The organism is Antarctobacter sp., assembly GCF_048262615.1.
Classification (GTDB): Bacteria; Pseudomonadota; Alphaproteobacteria; order Rhodobacterales; family Rhodobacteraceae; genus Antarctobacter.
Window position 1 is genome coordinate 42,867 of record NZ_JBLXFB010000018.1, and the last position, 20,811, is coordinate 63,677.

Below are 20,811 nucleotides of genomic sequence, written 5' to 3' on the forward strand. Positions count from 1 at the left end.
GCGTGTCCGGCGGCACCACGGCAACTCCCCGCCGAAACCCGCGTGATTGTGACTCACCTTTGTAATTTGCCTCTTTGCGCCCGCGTCACATCTTATAGGGTGGAACCATGAAAACAGGGCTAGATATACCCTCGCGGGCCGTCAGGTGCCGCCGGACCGCGCGGGGCACCCCGCGCGCCGCCACCTTGTTGCGCGGCACGGTTTTTGCCGTTCTGACAGGCGTTTGCCTCACTCTGCCTTTCCCCGCGCAGAGCTTTGACAGTCTCGGCTTCAAGATCATCGGGCCTGACAGGGATACGCTTGAGGACAGTCTGCGCGCGGCCTCCATTCTGGCGCAGCTTGAGAAAGACGGCGACAAGGCCCCGCAGGACGTGCTGGCCGCCGCACAGGGCGATTACGCGCGTCTGGTCGAGGCGCTGTATGCGCAGGGCTATTATTCAGCCGTGGTGCGGATCACGCTGGACGGACAAGAGGCGGCGACCATTCCGCCGTTTTCCGCCCCCAAGCAGATCAACAAGGTACGGGTGCGGGTCGAACCCGGCGCACGCTTTACCTTTGGTGAGGCCAAGGTCGCGCCCGTCAACAAACGGGCCCCGCTGCCCGAAGGATTCGCCCCCGGCGCACCGGCGCAGGCCACCGTGGTCCGCGACACCGCGCAGGCAGCGATAGAGGGCTGGCGCGCGGCGGGGTACGCCAAGGCCGAGATCGCCGACCAGAGCATCACCGCCCGCCATGCCGCGGCCAAGCTGGACGTGGCGCTGGCCGTGGCGCGGGGCCGTCAGTTCCGTTTCGGCGACGTGCAGGTGACATCGGACAGCGCGGTGCGCGAGGCGCGCATCCGCCAGATCGCCGGGGTGCCGCGCGGCGAAACCTTTGATCCGGTCGCGGTCGAGGATGCGGCGCAGCGGCTGCGCGCCACCGGCACCTTCCGGTCCGTCACCGTGACAGAGGCCGATGAGGGCGGGCCGGACGACACGCTGGATATCCTGATCGACGTCACCGACCGCAAGCCGCGCCGCTTTGGCTTTGGCGCGGAACTGTCCACCTCCGAGGGCGTGATGCTGTCGGGGTTCTGGCTACACCGGAACCTTTTCGGCGGGGCCGAGCGGTTCCGGGTGGAGGGCGAGGCCTCGCAACTGGGCGGGGCGGGGATGAAACCGGACTACGATCTCACCGCGCGGTTCGAGAAACCGGCGGTCTACGGGCCGGATACGATGTTTTTTGCCACCACCGGTCTCAGCTATGACGATGAGCCGGATTACATCGACCGCAGTTTCAATTTCGGCCTTGGCGTGACGCGGGCGTTCTCCAAACAGGTCTCCGGCGAGGTGGGCATTTCCTACAGCCGGTCGAACATCACCGATCTCTATCTGCCGGGCGATCCGACGCGCCTGCTGACGATCCTGTCGCTGCCCACGGCGGTCACCATCGACCGCCGCGACGACAAGCTGGACCCGACAGAGGGGCTGTATCTGCGCGCCGAGCTGGAGCCGTTCGCCATCGTCAACCGGGGCGAAAGCGGCGGGCGCTATGCCTTTGACATCCGCGGTTACCGCGCCTTTGGCGCCGCTGAATCCGTGGTGCTGGCCGGTCGCTTGCAGGTGGCCGGGATGTTTGGGCCAGAGGCCGCCGACGCGCCGCCCGACTTTCTGCTGTATTCCGGCGGTGGCGGCACCGTGCGCGGCCAGCCGTATCAATCGCTGGACGTGGACTATTCCGGCACCCGTCTGGGCGGGCGCAGCTTTGTGGGCCTGTCGACAGAGGTGCGGGTGGATGTGACCGACAGCATCGGCGTCGTGGGTTTTGCCGACGCGGGCTATGTCGGGGCCGAAAGCTTTCCGGACGGCAGCGGCGACTGGCACGCGGGCGCGGGTCTGGGCATTCGCTATGCCACCCCGGTGGGGCCGATCCGCTTTGACGTGGCCGGGCCCGTGGCCGGTGACACCGGCGAGGGCGTACAGATTTATATCGGGATCGGGCAGGCATTCTGATGCGTTTTTTACGAGTTTTCTTGGTGCTGGTTCTCTGGCCGGTGACGCTGGTCGCGCAACAGGACGATCGCGGCTATATTCAGGGTCTGCTGGAGGACGCGCTGTCCGACGCGGGCCGCGAGGTGCGGATCGAAGGCTTTGCCGGGGCGCTGAGTTCGCGCGCCACCATCGACCGGATCATCATTTCCGATGAGGACGGCGTCTGGCTGACCGCCAGCGACGTGGCGATGATCTGGACCCGCACCGCGCTGGTGCGCGGCGCGGTCGAGATCGATGAGATCACCGTGGGCCGGATCGAGATGCCGCGCTTGCCGGTGCCGCTGGCCTCTGACGCGCCGCCCTCACCCGAGGCGCGCAGCGCGTTCAAACTGCCGGAACTGCCGGTGTCGCTGCGGCTGGCGGATCTGGACCTGCAAGAGGTCGTGCTGGGCGCGCCGGTGGCGACCGAGGATCTGGTGCTGCGGGTGCAGGGCAATGCGCAGCTTTCCGGCGGCGAGGGCGATGCCACCCTGACCATCGACCGGCTGGACGCCGGGGGCAGCCTGCGGCTGGCGGGGGCCTACAGCAACGCCAGCCGTGTGCTGCGGATCGACACCGCGTTTGAGGAACCGGCGGGCGGGCTGGCGGCGCGGATGCTGGGCCTGCCGGGGGAGCCGTCGGTGGCGCTCAGCCTGAAAGGCGAGGCACCGATCGACGATTTCGCCGCCGAACTGGTGCTGGCCACCGACGGGGTCGAACGACTGGCGGGCGACATCGTGCTGCGCGCCAATGGCGATGCGGACACGCAGCAGGTGTCGCTGGACATCGGCGGCGACCTTGCCCCGATGCTGGCCCCCGCCTACCGCGAGTTTCTGGGGGATGACATCCGCCTGCGGGCCGATGCGACCCGCCGCGCCGACGGGGCGATTGCGCTGGACCAGTTGAACCTGCGCGCCGATGCGCTGCGGCTGACCGGCTCTGCCGCCATCGCGGGCGACGGCTGGCCGCAGCGGCTGGCGCTGTCGGGGCAGATTGTGCCGCCCGAGGGCGAACTGGTGCTGCTGCCGCTGCCGGGCCAAAAGATCTATGTCGCCGGCGCGACGCTGGAGGGCGGTTTTGACGCCGGTGCCGGCAACGGCTGGACGCTGAACCTTGAGACCACCGGCATCACCACCGATGCGGGCCGCGCCGACCGGCTGGTGCTGAACGGCGCGGGTGAGATCGATCGCGCCGCGTCGCGCGTGACCGGTGGGCTGCGGCTGGCCGCCGGGGGGCTGGCGCTGTCGGAACAGGCACTGGCCGAGGCGGTGGGCACCGGCCTGCGCGGCCGCTTTGACTTTGACTGGCAACCGGGTGCGCCGCTGGTGCTGAGCGCGCTGGATCTGTCGGGGGCCGACTATGGCCTGACCGGTGCCGTCACCGTGGGCGAGGCTGAAACCCTGAACCCGGTGGTGACGCCGGACGTGCGGCTGTCGGCTGAGGACCTGTCGCGCTTTGCCGCGCTGTCCGGCATCGCCCTGCGCGGCGCTGCGCAACTGTCGATCAAGGGTGAGGTGCGGCCCGTCACCGGCGGTTTCGACCTTGGCCTTGATGGCACCACGCAGGGGCTGGCCACCGGCATTGCGCAGGTCGATCCGCTGATTGCCGGGGTCGGCAGCCTGCAACTGGAGGCGGTCCGCGATGAGGCGGGCCTGCGCGCCGACCGTCTGTTGCTGGTCACGCCAGAGGCACGGATCGAGGGCAGCGGCAGGCTGGTTACCGGGGCCAGCAGCCTGCGGGCAGAGGCCCGCATCCGCGAGACCGCGCTGGTCCTGCCGGACCTGTCGGGACCCACCACGCTGGACCTCAAGGCCGATCAGAACGGCGATCTCTGGACGCTGGAGGCCAATGGCGCGCTGGCCGAGGCGGGGCGGCTGATCTACGCGGGCACGGTGGATTTCGGGACCGATGTGCCCAAGGCGTCGGGGCGGCTGGAGGCGGCGATCTCGCGGCTGTCGGCCTTTTCCGATCTGGCCGGGCAGCCGTTGAATGGCGCTGCCGACCTGACCGTCACCGGCGAGGGCCGCATCGACGGCAGCGCCTTTTCGGTCGCCGCCGAAGGCCGCACCACGGACCTGCGCCTTGGGCTGCCCCAGATCGACCCGCTGCTGGCGGGACGCAGCGCGCTGAGCGTCAAGGCCGCGCGCACCGCCAATGGGCCGATCACCTTTGACCCGCTGACCCTGAACGGGGTGGTGGATGCGACATTCACCGGCACGGTGACGCCCGGTGGCTTGCAAGGCCCCAAGGTGGACGGGCGGCTGACGGCGGACATGGCCTCGCTGGCCCCGCTGTCGCGGCTGACCGGCCTGTCCCTGCGCGGGGCGGCGCAGATCGACGCGCAGGCCTCGGGCGGGGTGCTGAAAGGCCCGCTGGACCTGTCGGCGGTGGTGCGCGGGCAGGGGCTGGGCATCGGCCAGAGCACGGTGGACCCGCTGCTGACGGGCAATACCCGGCTGGACCTGACCGTGGCGCGGCAGGAAAACGGCGCGTATCGCATCAGCGAGGCGATGCTGGACGCCAGCGGCATCGACGCGCGCGTGACCGGCAGCTACGGGCCGGGGGCCGCCGCCGATCTGAACCTTGTGGTCGCGCTGGCCAATCTGGGCGCTCTGGTGCCCGATCTGCCGGGATCGGCGCAGGTCACCGGCAGCGCGCGGCGCGATGGCGGGCCTTGGCGGCTGGCGCTGGACGGCACCGGACCGGGCGGCATCGGCGCGCGGGTGAGCGGCACGGCGGCCGAGGATTTCAGCCGGTTCGATCTGAACCTGAACGGCTCCGCGCCGCTGGCGCTGGCCAACGGTCGGCTGGCCCCGCAGGTGGTCAACGGCATCGTCACCTTTGATCTGGGCCTGAACGGCCCGCCGCAACTGTCGGCTCTGTCGGGCGTGATTGCGACCAATGGCGCGCGCTTTGCCGCGCCCGCGCTCAACATCATCCTGAACGATCTTGGCGGGCAGGTGCGCCTGTCGGGGGGCCGGGCGCAACTGTCGGTCACCGGCGCGCTGGACAGCGGCGGACGGGTTGCGCTGGAGGGGCCGGTGACGCTGAGCCCGCCGTTCGACGGGGCGCTGGTGTTGCGCCTGCGCGACGCGGTGGTGCGCCAGCCCGACTTGTTCGAGACCACCGCCAACGGCGAGGTTCGCATCGACGGCCCGCTGACCGGCGGCGCGCGGATCGGCGGGGTGGTGGATCTGGGCACGGTGGAGGCGCGTATCCCCAACATCGGCGCCAGCTATGCGGCGCTGGACGGGCTGCGCCATCAGGGCATGCCGCAGGATGTGGCGCTGACGCTGAAATTCGCCGGTCTGGACGGAGAGGCCGGCGCGGCCCGCGGCCCCGCCGTCAGTTTTCCGCTGGACCTGACGGTGCGGGCGGTCAACCGAATCTTTGTGCGTGGTCGCGGGCTGGACGCGGAACTGGGCGGCACGCTGCGCCTGCGCGGCACCACGTCGGACATCGTGCCGGTGGGGCAGTTCGACCTGATCCGGGGCCGTCTGGACCTGCTGGGCCGACGGCTGGACCTGACCGAAGGCTCTGTGGCGCTGCGCGGCAGCTTTGACCCGGTTGTGCGCTTTGTCGCCACCACGCGGGTCGAGGACACCGACATCACCATCACCATCGAGGGACCGGCCTCTTCGCCGGAGCTGGTGGTCGGCTCGGTGCCGGAACTGCCGCAGGACGAGGCGCTGTCGTTCTTCCTGTTTGGCCGCTCGGTGACGGAACTGTCGGCATTGCAGGCGGTGCAGCTTGCCTCTGCCGTGCGCACCCTGTCGGGACGCGGCGGGCTGGGCCTGACGGAATCGCTGCGCAGCGGGCTGGGGGTGTCGGAACTGGACATCGGCACCGCCGACGATGGCACCATCGAGGCCCGCGCGGGGGCTTATCTGGGGGAAAACCTGTACAGCGACGTGACCGTGGACGCCAAAGGCGCCAGCGAGATCAACCTGAACCTGACGGTGAACCCAAACGTGACCGTGCGCGGGAGGTTGGGGTCCGATGGCACCAGCGGGATCGGCGTGTTCTTTGAGCGCGATTACTGAGCGGGATTACTGACCGGAATTTTGGGCCCGCGTTTTTGGGCCGGAAATTTGGGCCGGGAATTTGGGCCGGGGACCGGGGACGGCGCTCGACGCAGCCTGCGGCTGCGACGTCGCCCCGCCCACCGTCCCCGGCGGCAAGCGCGCCTTGCGGCGCGGGTCGCCACTTCAAGACTCACCCGCGAACAGGCCCGTGGCTGTTCCCCGCAGCCATCCCTCGCTTTTTTGCTGCCTGAACCAGCCGCCAGCGCCGCGCAAGGGCAGGCCGCGCAAAGGCGCGGGGCTGCGCCCCCTTGCGCGGCCCTGACGCCCGGCTCTTTTCGGCATCAAGCGAGAGACGGCTCCGGGGAACAGCCACTTGGTGGCGGGACGGGGGGATGCGCCTGTCAGCGCACCACCAGCACCGATTGTCTTGCGTGGCGGACCACACGGGCGGCATTGGGGCCGACCAGATAGTCACGCAGTTCCGGGCGATGGGCCCCGACCACAATCGCCTCGGCGTCGATGGCTTCGGCGGTGCGGATGATCTTGTCGTAGACCGTGCCCTGATCGATGTGCAGATGTGCCGCGATCCCCAGTACCTCGTCGACCCATTTGTGCAGGGCGACGCGCGTTTCCTCCATCATTGTGCCGGCGAAGTCTCCGCCAAAGGCGGAGCCCACCAGCGCGAAGCCCATGTTGGGCACCACGCTGATCACATGGACCTCGGCGTCGCACATCCGCGCCAGTGCCGCCCCGTATTCCGCCACGCGGGCGGAGCCTGCGGTGTCGTTCATATCAACCGCCAGAAGGATCTTGCCATACATCTTGTCTCTCCTTGCGTTGGGTCAGAACGGCGCTTGCGTGGCGCGGCGGCGCTGGACCAGCACGATGCCGGCCAGCAGCAGCAGCGCCGGGAGAAAGAAGATCTCCTTGGGGATGCGATCCGCCTCTACCTCGACGCGGGTGATGGTCACCGGGCTGTCGCCGTAATAGTCGAACTCTGTGCCACCCAGTGGCTGGATCACCTCGGGGCCGCCAAAGGGTTCGTCCAGCAGCAGTTTGCCGTCCTCCTCGAACACCGACAGGCTTTGGTCCGACAGGGTCGACGCACCGGCGGCAGGCAGCAGGACCGTGACCGGGCGCACCTTGGCGGTGTCGAAGTCCGGCCCTTCGACGGTGATCCGCACGTCCTTGCCCGGATCGGTTTCCTCGATCAGTGTCAGCGCGGCGGGGCCCTGGGCGGTGACATATTTCTCTGTCACCTGATCCAGGAAATAGCCCGGTCGGAACAGCATGAAGGCGATCAGCAGCAGCACGCCGGTTTCCCACATCCTCGATTTGGCGATGAAATAGCCCTGTGTCGCGGCGGCAAAGAGCAGCATTGCGGTCAGCGATATGAAGAACACGAAGATCGCCTTGAACAGCCCCACGTCGATCAGCAGCAGGTCGGTGTTGAAGATGAACAGGAAGGGCAGCAGCGCGGTGCGGATGTCATAGGCAAAGCCCTGAATGCCGGTCTTGATCGGGTCGCCCCGGCTGATCGCCGCCGCCGCATAGGCCGCTAGGCCCACGGGGGGCGTGTCATCCGCGAGAATGCCGAAGTAGAACACGAACATATGCACCGCGATCAGCGGCACGATCAGGCCCGACTGCGCGCCGACGCTGACGATGACCGGCGCCATGAGAGAGCTGACGACGATGTAGTTGGCGGTGGTGGGCAGGCCCATGCCAAGGATCAGCGACAGCACCGCGACAAGCACCAGCAGGATGATCAGGTTGCCGCCAGAGATCACCTCGATCACCTGACCGATGACCTGATGCGCGCCGGTCAGGGAAATGGTGCCGACGATGATACCGGCGGCCCCGGTGGCCACACCGATACCGATCATGTTGCGCGCGCCAAGGATCAGCCCGTTGACGAAATCACGCCAGCCCGCGACCAGTTCTGCCGCGTGGCCCTCGCCGCGAAAGAACGCCTTTAGCGGGCGGTGCGTCAGCGCGATGATGATCATGAAGATGGTGGCCCAGAAGGCCGACAGCGCCGGGGACAGCCGGTCAAGGCTTTCGGTGCGCACCATCAGGTTCCACACGAGGATGAAAATCGGGATCGAGAAATACAGGCCCCCGATCAGGGTTGGTGTCAGGCGCGGCGCGATGGGCGCGGCGTCGGTGTCCGTGTCCTCTTCGATGTCGGGATAGCGCGCGGACAGTGACACAAGCGCCACGTAGAGCACCCCGATCAGCGCCACGGCGGCATAGATCGAGTCGCCCATGATCGGGTCAAGGATGCCGCGCAGACCGATCATCAGGAAGGCGCAGATGCCAAGGAAGATAAAGCCCGACAGGAACAGGATCAGGATCATCAGCACGCCGATCTTGCGACCGGGCTTTTCCAGTCCCTTCAGCCCCATCTTGAGCGATTCAAGGTGCACGATATAGAGCAGCGCGATGTAGGAAATTACCGCTGGCAGGAAGGCGTGTTTGACCACGTCGATGTAGGGAATATTGACGTATTCCACCATCAGGAAGGCCGCGGCCCCCATGACCGGCGGGGTCAGCTGGCCGTTGGTGGAGGACGCCACCTCGACCGCGCCGGCCTTTTCCGCCGGAAAGCCGATGCGTTTCATCAGCGGAATGGTGAAGGTGCCGGTGGTCACGGTGTTGGCGATGGACGAGCCGGAGATCATGCCGGTCAGCATCGACGACAGGACCGACGCCTTGGCCGGTCCGCCGCGCAGCGCGCCCAGAAGGGCGATGGCCACCTTGATGAACCAGTTGCCGCCACCCGCGCGGTCCAGCAGCGCGCCGAACAGCACAAACAAAAAGATCATGTCGGCAGAGACGCCAAGGGCCACGCCAAACACGCCTTCGGTCTGCATCCAGTAGTGGCCCAGCGCCTTGGACAGTGAGGCGCCGCCGTAGTTGGTGATATTGCGGGCCCATTCGGAATAGCCGCCAAAGAAGGCGAAGAGGATGAAACAGGAGGCGATGACCACCAGCGGCAGACCCAGAGAGCGGTAGACCGAGACCATCAGCACGGACATGCCGACGGCGGACATGACGATGTCCGACGTGCTCCACAGCCCCGGACGGTCGGCGATCTGAAAGCGGAAGACCACAAGGTACAGACAGGCCGCCACGCCCAGCACCAGTAGCGCCCAGTCATAGGCCGGGATACGGTCACGCGGGGCGGATTTGGTCAGCGGAAAGGCCAACGTCGCCAGCATGATCGCAAAGGCAAGGTGCACGTACCGCGACTGCGCCACGATATTGGCGAAAAAGCCGATGCCGGTGGAGGTGGCCAGAATGCTGGGCACCTTCGAGGCGATGTAAAGCTGGAACAGCGACCAGACGATACAGGTGCCGATGATCAGTTTTGCCTGCCATGCGGCCGACGGATTGCGCGCGCCGGTATCGGCCTCTGCGACCATATCGTCGGCGCTGCGGTCCTGTGCCTTAGTCTCGGCCATGGTGTCCCCCTGGTTTGTTTTTCTTGGGCAAGGCTGCGTCAAAGCCCTGCAAATGTCTTCGAAGACATTTGGTGGCGCGGGGTGAAAGCGGCGGTTTGCACGATAATCGGTCAGACCGCGGCCACCGGGTGCCAAAAGACGCAGGGACTGCGTCTGCAAATATCTTCGAAGATATTTGATCGCCCAAAGGAAATGCGGCGGCGGGCATCTCCCGCCGCCGCATGTCGGGCGATCCTTATTCGATCAGGCCCAGTTCCTTGTAGGCCTTGGCCGCGCCGTCATGCAGCGGGGCCGACAGGCCGTCCTTGACCATCTGCGCCGGGTCGAGGTTTTCGAACGCCGGGTGCAGCTGACGGAAATCCTCGATGTTTTCCATCACCGCCTTGGCGACCACATAGACCACGTCCTCGGACACGTCGGCGGAGGTGACAAAGGTCGCGCCCACACCAAAGGTGGTCACGTCTTCATCGGTGCCGGTGTACATGCCGCCGGGGATGGTCGCGACACGGTAGTAGGGGTTGTCGGCAACCAGCTTGTCGATCGGCTCGCCCACGACGTCGACCAGTTTGACGTCACAGGTGGTCGCGGCCTCCTTGATGGCGGCGGCGGGGTGACCGATGGTGTAGATCATCGCGTCGATATTGCCGTCGCACAGTTGCTTGGCCATTTCCGAGCCTTTGTACTCGGTCGCCAGTGCAAAGCTGTCCATGGTAAAGCCGAAGGCCTCCATGACCACTTCCATCGTGGCGCGCTGGCCGGAGCCGGCGTTGCCGATGTTCACGCGCTTGCCTTCGAGGCCCTCAAAGCTTTCGATGCCGCTGTCGGCGCGCACGATCAGGGTGAACGGCTCGGGGTGGACAGAGAACACCGCGCGGATTTCCGGGAAGGGGTTGTCCGAGAAGGTCGAGGTGCCGTTGTAGGCATGGTACTGCCAGTCAGACTGGGCGACGCCGAATTCCAGTTCACCTGCCTTGATGGTGTTGATGTTGTAGACGGACCCGCCGGTGGATTCCACGGCGCAGCGAATGCCATGCTCCTTGCGCGACTTGTTCACCAGACGGCAGATCGCTCCGCCGGTGGGATAGTACACGCCGGTCACGCCGCCGGTGCCGATCGAGATGAACTCTTGCGCCGAGGCCATCGGTGCGGTGAGCGCCACACCCACGGCCGCCATGGCTGCAAGTTTTCCTTTGATAAACATACTTACTCTCCTGTCGGTTTTGTTGATTGAGGTGTCAGTCCGCCCAGAAATCGCCCAGACGTTCGTTTCTTTCCTCTACCAAGCGAATCTTTTCGCTGACGTCATCTTGGGATTGCGAGACGAGCATCGCAACCAAAGTTTCCATCAAGGCAAGTGTCGCTACGTAAGATGAAAAGAACTGCGGGCTGTCCGACGGCACGCAAAATCCGATGTCGGCATGCATCAACGCCGGGCAGGCGTGGCGGTCGGTCAGAACAACTGTGGTCGCGCCCTGTTCGCGCGCCATGCGGGTCGCCAGAACGGCGCGGCGGGCATAGGGCGTCTTGGTGATCACCAGAAAGACATCCTCTGGACACAGGGTTTCCAGACTGGCGGCCAGCGGGGTGCCGGAGTGCGACACCACCGTCCAGTCGGCCTGAATGTAGTTGGTCAGATAGGCGACATGTTCCGCCACCCCGTGTGAGGCAAACGCGCCGAACAGCATCACCCGGCGCGCCTGCGCCAGCCGGTCCACCGCCGTCTGCAACTGGCTCCGGTCGATCTCTTGCGTCAGGGCCGCGAGATTGGCCATGCAGGCCCCGACCTGCCGGTCGAGCATGGCGGCCTCACCGTCCCCTTCGCCGGAGGCACGCAATTGCGCCGCTTTTTCGGAGAAGGTCACGATCTGCGCGCCAACCACCTGCCGCGACAGCTCGCGCAGGGATTCGTAGCTGTCGAACTCCAGCGCGCGGGCCAGCCGTGAAAAGGTGGCGGGCGAGACGCTGCTGGACGCCGAGATTGACCGCAAGGATCGCGTCGCCACCTCGACCGGGTGGGCGATGACATAGTCCGCCGCCTCCCGCAGTTTGTGGCTGAGCCCGCCGTAACGGCGGGCAATGCGTGTCTCCAGACGCTCTACCGGCATCTTCCCCCCGGAAAACCTACTGTTTCAAGGTGTTTCATATGTTTTAAATCTTGTCAACATGGGAAACATGTGTTTCATTGGACGCTGCCGCAAGGTCAGCGGTGCGTCGAGAAAAGCAACCGCGCCATGGCGTTTCCCCCGCGATCCCTGCCTTTGTGCCCCTGCCTGTCGGAGGCCCCGAACGGGGCGGATCGGCACCGCGTCGGTCCTGTGGGCCGCGCACCCGACAGCACAGCGGACAAGTCCGCCCGGTTCCGGGCCGCGCTGGCGGCGCATCCCGCCGACCCACACGCCCCGCACCCCACAAGGTATTCACCCGCATGACCCATGTCTTTCACCGCAGCAGCACCCATGTTCCGCCCACGGTCAGCCGGGGCGAGGGCGCGTATCTGTACGACACCACCGGCAAGGCCTATCTGGACGGCTCCGGCGGGGCGGCGGTGTCCTGTCTGGGCCACGGCGACGCCCATGTGACGCAGGCCATCCAGCGCCAGTTGGAGGAGGTGGCCTTTGCCCATACCGGGTTTTTCACCTCCGCCCCCGCCGAGGCGCTGGCCGCGCGGCTGACCGCGTTGGCGCCCGGCGCGCTGAACCGGGCCTATCTGGTCTCTGGCGGGTCCGAGGCGATGGAGGCGGCGCTGAAACTGGCGCGTCAGTACCATCTGGAACGCGGCGACACAGGCCGCGCCCGCATCATCGCGCGGCGGCAGAGCTATCACGGCAACACGCTGGGCGCGCTGGCCACCGGCGGCAATGCATTGCGGCGCGCGCCTTTTGCGCCGCTGTTGATGGAGGTCAGCCACGTCGCGCCCTGCTATGCCTATCGCGGTCAACAAGACGGCGAAAGCGAAGCGGCCTATTGCGACCGGCTGATCGCCGAAATCGAGGCTGAGATCACCCGCGTCGGGCCGGAGAATGTCATGGCTTTTGTGGCAGAGCCGGTGGTCGGCGCGACGCTGGGCGCGGTGCCGCCGGTGGCGGGATATTTCCGCCGCATTCGCGAAATCTGTGACCGCCACGGCATCCTGATGATCCTTGACGAGGTGATGTGCGGCATGGGCCGCACCGGCACGCTGTTCGCCTGCGAGCAGGACGGGGTTGCGCCGGATATCCTGTGCGTGGCCAAAGGCTTGGGCGCGGGGTATCAACCGATTGGCGCGATGCTGTGTACCGAGGCGATGCATGAGGTGATCGCCGGTGGCAGCGGCTTTTTCCAGCACGGCCACACCTATGTCGGCCACCCGGTGGCCTGTGCGGCGGCGGGCGCGGTGCTGGACCGGCTGGTGGGCGATGATCTGGTGGGGCGCGTGGCGCCCATGGGCGCGGTGCTGCGCGGCTTGCTGGAGGACCGCTTTGGCCAGCACCCGCATGTCGGCGACATTCGTGGGCGCGGGCTGTTTCTGGGGCTGGAACTGGTGCAGGACCGCGACAGCAAGGCCCCCATCGACGCGGGCCGCAAGATCCATGCCCAGATCAAGGCGGCGGGTTTTTCCGAGGGGCTGATCTGTTATCCCGGCGGCGGCACCATCGACGGCAAGGACGGCGCGCATGTGCTGCTGGCCCCGCCGTTTATCCTGACCGAGGATCAGGCGCAGGAACTGGTGGACAAGCTGGCCCGCGCCTTTGTGGCGGTCGGTCTGTAGCGGCGGGCGGGGCAGGGGGCGCTGCCCCCTCGGCCTGCGGCCTCACCCCCGGGTGTATTTGGACAGAGAAGAAGCGATAAGACAGCAGCTTTGCCCGCCAGCGGTGCGCGACCGGGCGGGGAAGGCAGGGTATCGGGAAAGCTGAAAACGGCGGCCGCCGGACGGATCGTCGATCCGGGGTGTCAAACCCGGCCCGATGGGGCGTCGCCCCCGAGATCTGCGCAGATCAAAAGGCCCCCAAGCGGGGTCATGATCCGGTTTTCAGTGGTACCGGGGATGGGTATGCGCCCCGATCCTTGACGAAAGCTGAGGGCACCGTGCGGTGGGCGGGCGTCAGCGCGCCCATGCAAAGGCATTGTCCAGCGCCTTGGCGGCGTTTTCTTTGACAACCGGGCCATGCGCCATGACGATCTGCTGTACCGGCAGGCGGCGCAGTTTGGCGATGGCCGCGCGCAGGGCGCGGCGGTTGCGAAAGGCGATGCGGACCTTGCGCGGCACCGAGGGATAGTCCCCGGTCATCAGGTCGGCGCGGGCCACCGTGGCGCGCCCGCCCTTGTACCACCCGGACGGCATTTGTTGCAGCAGGTCGGTGAAGATCAGGGTGCCGCTGGGCTGATGGAAAAACACCACTTCCGTGGTGATCATGTTGCCGTCAAAGATCACCTGCTGGAACAGGTCGGCCCAGATGGCGGGCGGGTCCGGTGTCAAGACGTCATCGACCACGACGCCGGGGCTTTTCTGCGCCACGCCGGGGGCTGCGTGGACGATGGCCGCCGGAAAGGCCGCAGCCCAGTCGGAGAGAAACCTGTGGTGCAGATCGTTGGGCGCGACAAGGTGCCGGACCGGGCCCAGCCGGGCGATTTCGGATGTCAGGGCGGCGGTGAGCGCGATCGGGGAGTGGACCCAGAGGCTGCCGTCGGTCAGCCGGGCAAGGCACATGCGGGTCGGGAAATCAAAGCCACCGGCACCGCGGATCGCGGCGCCCTCGACGGTCCAGAGGTCATGTCCAAGCGGGATGAGCGACGTCATGCGGGTCAGGCCAAGCTGTTGGGATGGTGGCGTGTTCAGCCTAGGTGGGCGTCGCGGCATTATCAACCGCGCGGCCCACGAGACATGAAAAGACCCGCCCCGGTGCCGGGGCGGGTCTGAAACGCAGCGGGCAGGGGGCGTCAGATCGCCGCCAGTTCGCCCGCGAGGTCGCCCATTTCGGTCCCGCCGGACATCAGGCGGCGCATTTCCTGATCGCTGATGTCTTCGGATTTGCCTGCGCCGATCACCTGTCCGAGGGCCAGAAAGGTGAAGCGGTCGCCGACCAGACGCGAGTGGATCTCATTGTGGGTGATGAAGATGATGGCGATATCGCCACGCTTTTTCACCTGCTTGATCGTCTTGAGGACTTCCATCTGCTGCTTTTGCCCCAGAGCCGAGGTCGGCTCATCGAGGATCAGCACCTTGGCGCCAAAGTAGATGGCGCGTGCGATGGCCAGCGTCTGGCGCTGGCCACCGGACATGGTGCCCACCGCCTGCGTCGGATCGGAAAAGTCGATGCCGATCTTGAGCATCTCGTCATGGGCGATCTGGTCCATTTCGCGCATGCGCATGGTGCCCAGTGGCCCTTTGAGTTCACGCCCCATGAAGAAGTTGCGGGTGACGCTCATCAACTGGTTGACGGCGAGATCCTGATAGACCGTGCCGATCCCGGCGTCCGCCGCATCGCGGGGATTGCGGAAGCTGACCGGTTTGCCCTCGATGTAGAGTTGACCGGAGGTCGGGCTGTGCACGCCCGCCAGCGTCTTGATCAGGGTCGATTTCCCGGCCCCGTTGTCGCCCAGCAGCGCGTGGACCTCGCCGGGGTAGACCTCAAGGTTGACGCCGTTGAGGGCGATGAAGGGGCCGAATTTCTTGACGATATTTTCGACGCGAAGATATGGTTCCGCCATCTCAAATTCCCCCCGTGATGCGCTTGCGGATACGTTCGTTGGCAAAGACGGCGGCCAGCAGGACGACGCCCACGAAGACGCGGTAGAACGACCCGTCGAGCCACGGAATGTAGAACACTGCGTTGGCCACAAGGCCAAAGGTCACGGCCCCGAAGGCCACCCCGATCACCGACCCGAAGCCGCCGGTCATCAATGTGCCGCCCACAACCGCGATGGCGATGGCGTTCAGTTCCATCAGGTTGCCCTTGGCGGCGTCGGCGGTGTTGGTGTCGAACACCTGGCAGGCGGCGAAAACCGTCGCGCAGAAGGCGGTGAACATGAACAGGCCGGTCTTGACCCGGTTCACCGGAACACCGTTGGCGCGGGCGCTGTCCTTGTTGTCGCCGGTGGCGAAGATCCAGTTGCCAAGCTGGGTGCGCGACAGGATGAAATAGGCCAGACCGGCGATGACAATCCACCACAAGACGCGGGCGTCAAAGCCATCGACCCACTGTTCGCCGCGGCGGTTGATATTGCCGCCCAGCGCGAACCATGCGTCGTAGAACCAGCCAAAGACCTCACCGCCGAAAATCCATGCGACCCAGCTTTCTTCCTTGAAATCGGGCAGGCCGGAAATCTGTGTCGACTGGTTGATCAGGCGAAAGGAGACCTCTGTGGTGCCGCGCAGGAAGAACAGGAAGGCGAGGCTGACGATGAAGCTGGACAGGCCGGAGCGCACGACGATGGTGCCGATCAGCCAGCCCAGCGAGAGGGTCATGGCCAATGTGATGGCAAAGGCCAGGAACGGCGTCGCCTCGCCCAGACCAAAGGGCAGGCCCCATTTCAACATCATGGCCATGGACATGCCGGCAAAACCGATCATCGAACCGATCGACAGATCGAATTCGCCGCCGATCATCAGCAGGGCCGCGCCGGTGGCGATGATCCCGAACTGGGCGATGATGGCCAGATTGTTTTTCAGACCCAGAGCGTTGAACGCCTTGAAGTCCGATGCGAAGGTGATCATCGTCACCACGACGATCATGACGATAAAGGCACCGGCTTCCGGGCGGCGCACAAGGCGCGCCAGGGCGGATTCCTGAGCCAGTCGGTCCGCTTCACTGCGGTCAGACATGAGACCCCCCAATACTGTTAGGATTTATCAAAAAGGGGGACAGCCGTTGCCGTCTGTCCCCCCGTTGTTCCGGTCCGTGCCCGCGATCAGCGGTTCACGCCGGCCTGTGATTTGACGTCGCCCGCGTTGGTGGCGTCGACAAAGCCGGGGCCGGACGGAATGTTGGAGCCCGGCAACATGCCTGCGTTGGTGTTGTAGAGGTGCAGGACGATGACCGGCATATAGCCCTGAAGGCGCTGCTGCTGGTCGATGGTATAGGCCACATTGCCAGCTTCGATCAGGTCCATCACGCCGGGCGACAGGTCAAAGCAGGCCAGATGCACGTCGGCGCCGACCTCTTCGACGGCGGCCCAGGCGGCTTCGCAGACGTGCGGACCGGCGGCCAGCAGACCGTCGATCGACTCATCCGCCTGAAGGGCGGCGGCGGTGCGGGTCTTGATCTGGGTGACGTCGTTCGACACGTCGATCTGGTTCAGCTCGGCGCCGAACGCGTCGAAATAGCCGGTGCAGCGGTCGACGAGCGCGGTGTTGTAGGCTTCCTGGTTGAGGCACAGACCCTTGGTCACGCCTTCTGCCTTGGCGCGCTCACCGGCGGCCTTGCCGGCGTCGTACTCGGGCTGGCCGACGTGCATCAGGGCGCCGACGTCTTTCGAGAATTCGAGACCGGAGTTGATGGTGATGACCGGGATGCCGGAGTCGACGGCGTCACGGATCGCGCCGCCCAGAGCGTCGGCGTCGGGCAAGGAGACGATGATGCCATCGGGATCGGTTGCGGCGGCCGCTTCGATCAGCTTGGCCATGCCGGACATGTCACCGGAGGGGTCGAAGTTGTATTCGAGGGTTGCGCCAACAGCGGCGGCGGCGTCTTTGGCACCCTTTTCGACCACTGGCCAGAACGGGTCGGTGCCCTGCGTGTGGGTGATCAGGACATAACGCTCGGCTGCGGCGGCGGATGCCATGGCTGCGAGGGCCGCGGTGGCCAGCAGTAGTTTCTTCATAGATGTCTCCTCCATTGGACAGAATTCCCGGACAGCCGGGCTTTTCTTGACGGATCGGCCCTGTCCCGGACCTTGTTCCGGGGATGAGCCTAGCAATGCCCCGGTGTCTTGTCAGCAGAGAATGTCCGCTGCCTCCTCCCACCCCGGAACCGGCATGTTATCGCTAACCGATCCGGCGTCATCCGTCGAGGGGACAGGGTTTTGAAAGCGATGGTTTTCGTCATCCGTGAGAGTCTATTGCATCCAGAATGACGAAATTCCATCATCAAGAGGGCGGTGCAGGGGGAATCCTTGCGCCCGTGGGCAGGGTTGGCGGTGCGGCGTTCAGCGCCTCGATGGCAAAGCCGGCGGCCGCCTTGTAGTCGGCCAGAAACGCGGTGCGCTCTTGCGGTGGAATCACCGCGTCAATGTCGTCGAAGTGGCCGCCGCAACGCTCGTCGACGATGTTCAGCAGACCAAAGGGGCCAGCCCCCCGGTTGCGCAGGACCAGCTTGGACACCGGGCCACAGAGCCTGTCGTCATAGGCGCGGAGCGCCGCAGGCGTCACGCCATGGGCCACCAGACAGGCCCCCAATGAGCGCGCATCCACCACCGCCTGACTGGCCCCGTTCGAGCCGGTGGGATACATCGCATGCGCCGCGTCACCCAACAGCGCCACGCGCCCCTGTACCCATGTCGGGATCGGGTCGCGGTCGATCATCGGGTTTTCAAAGGCGCGGCTGGCCCCCCGGATCAGCGCGGGCACGTCCAGCCAGTCATAGCGGAACGGGTCGAAGTGATGCGCAAAGCTGTCAATCGGCACCTCGCGGAACCAGCCGGTCTTGCGCCAGTCCTCGCCCGCGTCCAGCGTGCGCTCGGCGATCCAGTTGATCTCGGCCAGCCCCTCCGCGTCCGGGTGCGAGATCGGATAGATCACCATGCGGTGCCGGTGCGTGCCCAGCCCGACAAAGCTGGACCCGGTGCGGATGGGTCTGGCGCGGGTGGTGCCGCGCCACATCAGCGCCCCGCCCCAGTGGATCGGCGGCTGATCGGGAAACATCTGGGCGCGCGTGGCCGAATGGATGCCCTCGGCCCCGATCAGCAGGTCGGCGGTTTCGGTGAAAGGGCCATTGGCGCTTTCACCCCGGACGGTGACGTCCTTGCCTGTCTGGTCGTAGCCGGTGACGCGACAGCCGGTGCGGATGGCGTCGGGGCCAAGCCGGGCCAGCACCTCTTGGTACAGCATCATGTGAAAGCGGCCCCGGTGCACGGCGTATTGCGGCCAGTGATAGCCAGCCTCCAGCCCGCGCGGTTCGGCATGGATGTCCGCACCGTTCAGCCCGACCAGCGCCCATTCGCGGGCGGGCAGGCCAACCGTGTCGAGCCTGTCCGCCCCGATGCCCAGATCGAACAGTTCGCGCACCGCGTTGGGTTGCAGGTTGATGCCGACGCCCAGCGGTTTCGGATCGCGGACGGATTCGAACACGGTGCAGGGCAGGCCGATCTGGTGCAGCGTCAGCGCGGTCACCAGACCGCCGATGCCGCCACCGGCGATAAGGGCGCGGGGGTGTGTCATGTCAGGCCTCATGTGGTGCAGGCGGTGGGTGCAGGCGGTGGGTTGAAAACCCACCCTACGCGGAACCTGCGGGTCTGTATCGGACAAGAGGTGCGGCAGGGGCCCGCGTCAGATGTTCAGCAACCGGCGGGCATTGTCCTTGAGGATCAGCGGGCGCACCTCTTCGCGGATGTCGAGCTCGGCAAAGTCCTTGAGCCAGCGGTCCGGGGTGATGGCAGGCCAGTCAGAGCCGAACAGCATCTTCTTGCGCAGGATCGTGTTGGCGTATTGCACAAACAGCTTGGGGAAGTATTTCGGCGACCAGCCGGACATGTCGATATAGACGTTGGGTTTGTGCTGGGCGACCATCAGCCCCTCTTCGGTCCATGGAAAGGACGGGTGCGCCAGCACGATGGGCGTGTCGGGAAAGTCGACGGCGACATCGTCCACATGCACCGGGTTGGAGTATTTCAGCCGCATGCCCATGCCGCCGCGCATCCCCGATCCGACGCCGGTCTGGCCGGTGTGAAACAGCATGATCGCGCCTTCCTCGGCAATCGCCTCATAGAGCGGATAGGCCCAGCGTTCATTGGGATAGAACCCCTGCATCGTCGGATGGAACTTGAAGCCGCGCACACCGAATTCCTTGACCAGACGTCGCGCCTCACGCGCACCGGCCTTGCCCTTGGCGGGGTCGATGCTGGCGAAGGGGATCAGGATGTCGTCGTTCTCAGACGCAATCTGGGCCACTTCCTCGTTCGAGTAGCGGCGAAAGCCGGTTTCGCGTTCGGCATCGACAGGAAAGATCACCGCACCGATCTTACGCTCGCGAAAGTATTCGGCGGTCTGCTGGACCGAGGGCAACATGCCGGAGGCGCCGGCGGGGTTCTTGAAGTACTTCGCCATCCCCGCCTGAAAGTCGTCATAGCCGTCGTCGCGCGCGCCGCAGCAGGGTTCCTCGGCGTGGGTGTGGAAATCAATGGCGATCAGGTCGTCGGCGTTCAGCATGGTGTCTCCTCCCGGGGCTTTGCCCTCAGTGCGCGTCGGGTGCCTGCACCTTGTCGGCGCGTTTTTCCAGAAAATCCTTCAGGCGTTGTTTCGCCTCGGGCGTCATGGTGGCCAGCGAGGCGACCATGGCCTCTGTGAACAGCCCGCTGTCGGCGGACATGTCGGCGATGCGCGGCAGGGCGTTCAGGATCGCGTAATTGGTGAATTCGGCGTTCTGGGCCATCCGTCGGGCGATTTCTGTCGCGCGCGCCAGCGCGGTGCCGTCGGCGACCACGTAGGACACGCCGCCCCAGCGTTCCATGTCCGAGGCCGAGACAGAGCGCCCGGTCAGCATCATGTCCCCCATGCGCGCGGGCCCGATCAGCCGCGCGATGCGGACCGACCCGCCACCGCCGACAAAGATGCCGCGCGTGCCTTCGGGCAGGGCGAAAAAGGCGCTGTCCTCGGCGACACGGATGTGGGTGCTGGCGGCCAGTTCAAGCCCGCCGCCCACGGCGGCCCCGGTGATGGCGGAGACAAAGGGGATTTCTCCCATCTCGATGGTCTCAAAGGTGCGATGCCAGAGGCGCGAGCCCTTGACCGCCTCGAACAGCGGCTTTTCGGAATGTTCGGCAAGGTCCAGCCCGGCGCAGAAATGTTTGCCATGTCCATGCAGGACGGCGGCGCGCGCCTCGGTCGTGGCGCGGGCCACGGCCTCGCCAAGGGCGATCACAAAACGGTCGGACAGGGCGTTGCGCTTGTCCGGGCGGTTGAGGCCGATAAGGGCCACGTCCCCGTCCAGTGAATAGGTGATCAGGCCGTCGCCCATGGTCTGTGGTTGCGCAGTCATCGCGGAATGCTCCTTCCCTCGAATGCCGGGCTCTCGAATGCCGGGATTTTGGTTTCCAAGTAAACAATCTTTGGGAGGTGAGTCAATCTTGTGCAGGGCCTGCGCCCCGAGGCTTTGACACTTTTCCTTACCCGCGTTC

General features: G+C 66.0%; 14 protein-coding genes. 3 read left to right on the forward strand and 11 right to left on the reverse strand.

Annotated elements, in window-relative coordinates:
- Window positions 1-107: 107 nt before the first annotated feature.
- Entirely contained in the window at window positions 108-1,991 is a 1,884-nt protein-coding gene (locus ACN0S5_RS17470) for an autotransporter assembly complex protein TamA (RefSeq protein ID WP_417210023.1), read from the forward strand.
- On the forward strand, window positions 1,991-6,052 hold the full coding sequence (locus tag ACN0S5_RS17475) for a translocation/assembly module TamB domain-containing protein (RefSeq protein WP_417210024.1): 4,062 nt from the start codon (window positions 1,991-1,993) through the stop codon (window positions 6,050-6,052). The genes ACN0S5_RS17470 and ACN0S5_RS17475 overlap by 1 nt, the downstream gene beginning before the upstream one ends.
- A 383-nt stretch (window positions 6,053-6,435) precedes the next feature.
- Here ACN0S5_RS17475 and ACN0S5_RS17480 read toward each other — a convergent pair whose 3' ends face one another.
- The 4 genes from ACN0S5_RS17480 to ACN0S5_RS17495 form a co-directional block, all read right to left on the reverse strand.
- Window positions 6,436-6,855 carry a universal stress protein gene (locus ACN0S5_RS17480; protein ID WP_417210025.1) on the reverse strand — a complete coding sequence of 140 codons (420 nt, stop codon included), beginning with the start codon at window positions 6,853-6,855 and terminating at the stop codon, window positions 6,436-6,438.
- Window positions 6,856-6,876: 21 nt separating this feature from the next.
- A complete protein-coding gene (locus tag ACN0S5_RS17485; protein ID WP_417210026.1) occupies window positions 6,877-9,501 on the reverse strand; it encodes a TRAP transporter permease in 2,625 nt (874 codons plus the stop codon).
- 235 nt (window positions 9,502-9,736) lie between these two features.
- Complete coding sequence (locus ACN0S5_RS17490) at window positions 9,737-10,702, reverse strand: TAXI family TRAP transporter solute-binding subunit (protein ID WP_417210027.1); 966 nt, start codon at window positions 10,700-10,702, stop codon at window positions 9,737-9,739.
- 34 nt (window positions 10,703-10,736) lie between these two features.
- Entirely contained in the window at window positions 10,737-11,606 is an 870-nt protein-coding gene (locus ACN0S5_RS17495; protein ID WP_417210028.1) for a MurR/RpiR family transcriptional regulator, read from the reverse strand.
- A 320-nt stretch (window positions 11,607-11,926) separates the two neighbouring features.
- Between ACN0S5_RS17495 and ACN0S5_RS17500 the strand changes: the two genes are divergently transcribed.
- Window positions 11,927-13,249, forward strand: a complete 1,323-nt coding sequence (locus tag ACN0S5_RS17500; RefSeq protein ID WP_417210029.1) for an aspartate aminotransferase family protein — start codon at window positions 11,927-11,929, stop codon at window positions 13,247-13,249.
- Between the two features lie 333 nt (window positions 13,250-13,582).
- On the opposite strand, the gene ACN0S5_RS17505 is transcribed toward ACN0S5_RS17500, so the two are convergent.
- From ACN0S5_RS17505 to ACN0S5_RS17535, 7 genes are all read right to left on the reverse strand, one after another.
- Window positions 13,583-14,278 carry a DUF4336 domain-containing protein gene (locus tag ACN0S5_RS17505; RefSeq protein WP_417210030.1) on the reverse strand — a complete coding sequence of 232 codons (696 nt, stop codon included), beginning with the start codon at window positions 14,276-14,278 and terminating at the stop codon, window positions 13,583-13,585.
- A gap of 140 nt (window positions 14,279-14,418) precedes the next feature.
- Window positions 14,419-15,189 (reverse strand): ATP-binding cassette domain-containing protein, encoded by a 771-nt coding sequence (locus ACN0S5_RS17510; protein WP_417210031.1) that lies wholly within the window; start codon window positions 15,187-15,189, stop codon window positions 14,419-14,421.
- Window position 15,190: 1 nt separating this feature from the next.
- Window positions 15,191-16,303 (reverse strand): ABC transporter permease, encoded by a 1,113-nt coding sequence (locus tag ACN0S5_RS17515; RefSeq protein ID WP_417210032.1) that lies wholly within the window; start codon window positions 16,301-16,303, stop codon window positions 15,191-15,193.
- A gap of 86 nt (window positions 16,304-16,389) precedes the next feature.
- A complete protein-coding gene (locus tag ACN0S5_RS17520; protein ID WP_417210033.1) occupies window positions 16,390-17,301 on the reverse strand; it encodes a substrate-binding domain-containing protein in 912 nt (303 codons plus the stop codon).
- Between the two features lie 265 nt (window positions 17,302-17,566).
- Window positions 17,567-18,856, reverse strand: coding sequence for a flavin-dependent oxidoreductase (locus ACN0S5_RS17525; RefSeq protein WP_417210034.1), 1,290 nt, complete (start codon window positions 18,854-18,856; stop codon window positions 17,567-17,569).
- 108 nt (window positions 18,857-18,964) lie between these two features.
- Window positions 18,965-19,840 (reverse strand): amidohydrolase family protein, encoded by an 876-nt coding sequence (locus ACN0S5_RS17530; protein WP_417210063.1) that lies wholly within the window; start codon window positions 19,838-19,840, stop codon window positions 18,965-18,967.
- Between the two features lie 28 nt (window positions 19,841-19,868).
- The gene (locus tag ACN0S5_RS17535; RefSeq protein WP_417210035.1) at window positions 19,869-20,672 is read right to left on the reverse strand and encodes a crotonase/enoyl-CoA hydratase family protein; all 804 of its coding nucleotides are present in this window, start codon (window positions 20,670-20,672) and stop codon (window positions 19,869-19,871) included.
- Between the last annotated feature and the right edge of the window lie 139 nt (window positions 20,673-20,811).

Excerpts from the sequence above, each read along its gene's own strand:
- ACN0S5_RS17515 (WP_417210032.1), bottom strand. The coding sequence starts at position 16,303 with ATGTCTGACCGCAGTGAAGCGGACCGACTGGCTCAGGAATCCGCCCTG.
- ACN0S5_RS17505 (WP_417210030.1), bottom strand. The coding sequence starts at position 14,278 with ATGACGTCGCTCATCCCGCTTGGACATGACCTCTGGACCGTCGAGGGC.
- ACN0S5_RS17500 (WP_417210029.1), top strand. The coding sequence starts at position 11,927 with ATGACCCATGTCTTTCACCGCAGCAGCACCCATGTTCCGCCCACGGTC.
- ACN0S5_RS17520 (WP_417210033.1), bottom strand. The coding sequence starts at position 17,301 with ATGAAGAAACTACTGCTGGCCACCGCGGCCCTCGCAGCCATGGCATCC.
- ACN0S5_RS17490 (WP_417210027.1), bottom strand. The coding sequence starts at position 10,702 with ATGTTTATCAAAGGAAAACTTGCAGCCATGGCGGCCGTGGGTGTGGCG.
- ACN0S5_RS17495 (WP_417210028.1), bottom strand. The coding sequence starts at position 11,606 with ATGCCGGTAGAGCGTCTGGAGACACGCATTGCCCGCCGTTACGGCGGG.
- ACN0S5_RS17475 (WP_417210024.1), top strand. The coding sequence starts at position 1,991 with ATGCGTTTTTTACGAGTTTTCTTGGTGCTGGTTCTCTGGCCGGTGACG.
- ACN0S5_RS17470 (WP_417210023.1), top strand. The coding sequence starts at position 108 with ATGAAAACAGGGCTAGATATACCCTCGCGGGCCGTCAGGTGCCGCCGG.
- ACN0S5_RS17485 (WP_417210026.1), bottom strand. The coding sequence starts at position 9,501 with ATGGCCGAGACTAAGGCACAGGACCGCAGCGCCGACGATATGGTCGCA.
- ACN0S5_RS17535 (WP_417210035.1), bottom strand. The coding sequence starts at position 20,672 with ATGACTGCGCAACCACAGACCATGGGCGACGGCCTGATCACCTATTCA.
- ACN0S5_RS17510 (WP_417210031.1), bottom strand. The coding sequence starts at position 15,189 with ATGGCGGAACCATATCTTCGCGTCGAAAATATCGTCAAGAAATTCGGC.
- ACN0S5_RS17480 (WP_417210025.1), bottom strand. The coding sequence starts at position 6,855 with ATGTATGGCAAGATCCTTCTGGCGGTTGATATGAACGACACCGCAGGC.
- ACN0S5_RS17525 (WP_417210034.1), bottom strand. The coding sequence starts at position 18,856 with ATGACACACCCCCGCGCCCTTATCGCCGGTGGCGGCATCGGCGGTCTG.